Here is a 3,462-nt window from a genome sequence, read left to right on the forward strand (position 1 = left end):
CGCGCAGACAGCAGCGCCACCTGCTTGGACTGAACCATCCGGTCGATGGCAAAAGCCAGAATTGCGGGGATGACCAGAACCACCGAGACCACGGCGCCCATCTCAAAGTTCTGCTGGCCGATCACCTGTTTGTAGATATCCACGGCAAGCACGTTGAACTGGCCGCCGATCACCTTTGGCAGGCCAAAATCGGTGATCACCAGATTGAACACGACAAAGGCTGCGGAAATCAGGCCATAGCGCGCGCCGGGTATGGTAACGGTCCAGAATGTCCGCCAGGGGGTTGAGCGCAAGCTGACAGCGGCCTCGTACAACCGCGCATCCGATATCGCGAGCGCGGTCGATATGATCAGGAACGCGTGTGGAAAGGTAAAGAAGACCGATCCGATCACGATGCCTATGGGGCCGTAGATACTGGCTCCGAACAGCAACTCCTTGATCATCCCCTGATTGCCGAACAGGTAGACCAGCGCGATGCCCGGCAGCAGCGAGGGAACCAGAATCGGCGCCATCGCGATCAGGCGAAAGACCCCCTTGAACCGCATGCAGCTTCGGTTCAGCGCATAGGCAAACCAGAACGCCAGCGTCACCGTAACGATTGTGCTGACAACCGAAATCCAAAGGGAGTTCTTGATCGAGTTGAACAGGGCCGGGGTTGAGAAGTAGTTGATGAAGTTGCCCAGACCCCGCGCTTGAACCGGCCGCATCTGCACCCGGCGGAACGTGTTGGAATCAAGCTCGACCCAATCGGTGCCTTCGTTCAAAGTCGACCCGACCAGAAAGCGCCCGGCCTCCGTCGTGTTCCGCATCTGGTACATGACCGGGCTGCGAAAGCTGAAATCCGGAAAAAACCCGGTCACCGGCAAACGCCCGTCCGAGCCGGTTGTCAGATCGGTGTCGGAATACACCCCCAATTGCCTGTTCAGTTCGTCAGCCGTCAGGATCGTTCCGTCAAACACACCCGCTTCATCACTGACCTGAAACTCATACTGGGACAGCTCGACCCGGTAGGTCGAGAAGGACTTGGAAAGCATCGTGTAAAGCGGCAGCGCCAGTGTCACGATCAGATAGAGCGCGATCACCATCATGCTTCCGCGCATCAGGATGTCATCGCGGCTGAGCCTGGGCCTGATATCCGGCCCGACAGGCAATGTGTCGTGATTGGTCGACATCGTGCTCATGCCGCAGCCTCCGGAAGGTCAAACGCCATCAGGCGGTTCTCGGGAAGCTCGATCACCATGCTGCACCCCTCTTCCAGCTCAAGACGACGCACGGCGTTGATCGAAAAATCCGCGATCAGTTCAGAAGATCCGAACCGCTCGTTGTTCAGGCGGCAGCGCCAGAACGAGCCCAGAAACTCCATTTCATCAAGCGTGACCTCGATGCAGTTCCGATTGCCGCCCGTGTCAAGATAACCAGCTTCATGAGGGATGATGTCTTCGGGACGAATGGCTGCGATGACCGGAGTGCCATCATTGAACGTGTGGCTGAGGCAGGCAAAGGTCTTTTCCCCGACGCTCAACCGCCCGCCTTTGGTGACCTGAGATCGGATCTGGTTCATTTCACCGATAAAGTCGGCCACGAACAGGTTGGCCGGTTCGCGGTAGATCTCCGTGGGCGATCCGACTTGTTCAATCACCCCGTGGTTCATCACCACGATGCGGTCGGCCATGGCCAGCGCTTCTTCCTGATCGTGCGTCACCATCACGGTGGTCACACCCAGCTTGCGCTGCAATTCCTTGATCTCATGCCGCAGGTGAACGCGCACCTTGGCGTCCAGCGCCGACAGGGGTTCGTCCAGCAGCAGCAAACCGGGATTGGTTGCAATGGCGCGGGCCAGCGCAATCCTCTGCTGCTGGCCACCGGACAATTGTGCCGGGTATTTCCTGCCCTGATCCGGCAGACCAACAAGGTTCAACAGCTCGCTCACCCGAACTGCGATATCCGACTTGCTGCGGCCCGTGTTTTCAAGGCCAAACGCGATGTTCTTTTCGATCGTCAGGTTCGGGAACAGCGCATAGGACTGAAACACAATCCCGAAATCACGCTCGGACGGGGGCAGGTTGGAGACGTCCTTGCCATCCTGCATAACCGTACCCTTGGTCTGCAGATCCAGCCCGGCAATCGCCCGCAACAAGGTGGTCTTGCCGCAGCCGGACGGGCCAAGGAAACAAATGAATTCACCTTCTTTGATTTCAAGAGAGATGTCCTTGAGTGCCAGAAAGCTGCCGAACGCTTTCCACAAATTCTGGATGCTGAGATACAGTTCACCGGGTGGTGTTTTCTGAAGCACGGGAGAGGTCCTCACATCTGCACCTCGGGCACGACCGATCCTGGCCGGTGCGCGCCGGGTGAGTTGGTTGTGTTGGTGGGAACAAGAGAGTGGCGGGCAGGAGCGGCACAAAAGCCCCTCCTGCCAATGGAATTATTTCGCTTCAGACTTTCCGTCATAGCGAGACTGCCATTCCTTCAGGATTGCCGCGCGATTGTTGGCGGCATACTCGAAATCATTGTTGATCATCGCATCCAGAAGACCTTCTGGGAAGTGTTCAACCGGTTTTGCAACGCCGGGATACGCCACGACCGCATAGCCGGTATTGTACATCTCGTTGGCCTCTTTGGTGACGGTGAAGTCCACCAGCTTCTGCGCGGCTTCCAGATTTGCGGTACCGGCCACAATCGCGGTTGCTTCCATGTCCCAGCCGACGCCTTCCGAAGGCACAATGATTTCCAGCGGTGCACCATCAGCTTTGGACTTCGCCCCACGGAACGCAAAAGAAATACCAATCGGGATCTCGCCCGCCGCCGCCAGTTTGCAAGGCTTCGAACCGGAATGGGTGTAGCGCGCAATATTCTCGTGCAGCGCATCCATGTATTCCCAGCCACCTTCTTCGCCAAACATTTGAAGCCAGCTGGACACATCAAGGAACCCCGTGCCAGACGAATTCGGGTTCGGCATGATCACCTGATCCTTGTACATCGGATCAGTCAGGTCCTTCCACGAAGTGGGCGGCTTCAGCCCGGCCTTTTCCGCCTCAACCGTGTTGTAGCAAACCGAGGCAACCCAGGCGTCCATGCCAACCCAGGCAGGCGGGTTGTCACCATCGACGAATTTCGCATCCAGCTTGTCTACGCCAACCGGGGCATAAGGCTCCAGCATCCCTTCGGATTTCAACAGCAGCAGAGAGGTCGCAGCCAACCCCCAGACCACATCCGCCTGTGGGTTGTCCCGTTCAGCCAGCAGTTTCGCGGTGATGATCCCCGTCGAGTCCCGAACCCAGTTGATCTTGATATCCGGGTTACTCTGGTTGAACGTCTCTGCATACCTCGCCAGATCCTCCGCCTCAACGGCGGTGTAAACTGTCAGTTCCGTCTCCGATGCCGCAACCGTCGCAGTCAGTAAACCGACCGCCAATGCCGAATAAAATGATGTCGTCCGTTTCATGGTTTTCCTCTGTTGGT

3 protein-coding genes are annotated in these 3,462 nt (G+C 57.5%); all 3 read right to left on the reverse strand.

The window, feature by feature from the left end:
• Window positions 1-1,181, reverse strand: a 1,181-nt coding sequence (locus ACR0ES_RS20030; RefSeq protein WP_480871585.1) for an ABC transporter permease subunit, incomplete at its 3' end; no start/stop codon positions are given.
• Window positions 1,178-2,293, reverse strand: a complete 1,116-nt coding sequence (locus ACR0ES_RS20035) for a putative 2-aminoethylphosphonate ABC transporter ATP-binding protein (protein ID WP_267365559.1) — start codon at window positions 2,291-2,293, stop codon at window positions 1,178-1,180. The genes ACR0ES_RS20030 and ACR0ES_RS20035, both read right to left, overlap by 4 nt.
• A gap of 132 nt (window positions 2,294-2,425) precedes the next feature.
• A partial coding sequence (locus ACR0ES_RS20040) for a putative 2-aminoethylphosphonate ABC transporter substrate-binding protein (RefSeq protein WP_480492770.1) occupies window positions 2,426-3,462 on the reverse strand: 1,037 nt, incomplete at its 5' end.

This window comes from Ruegeria sp. N7, from assembly GCF_056531345.1.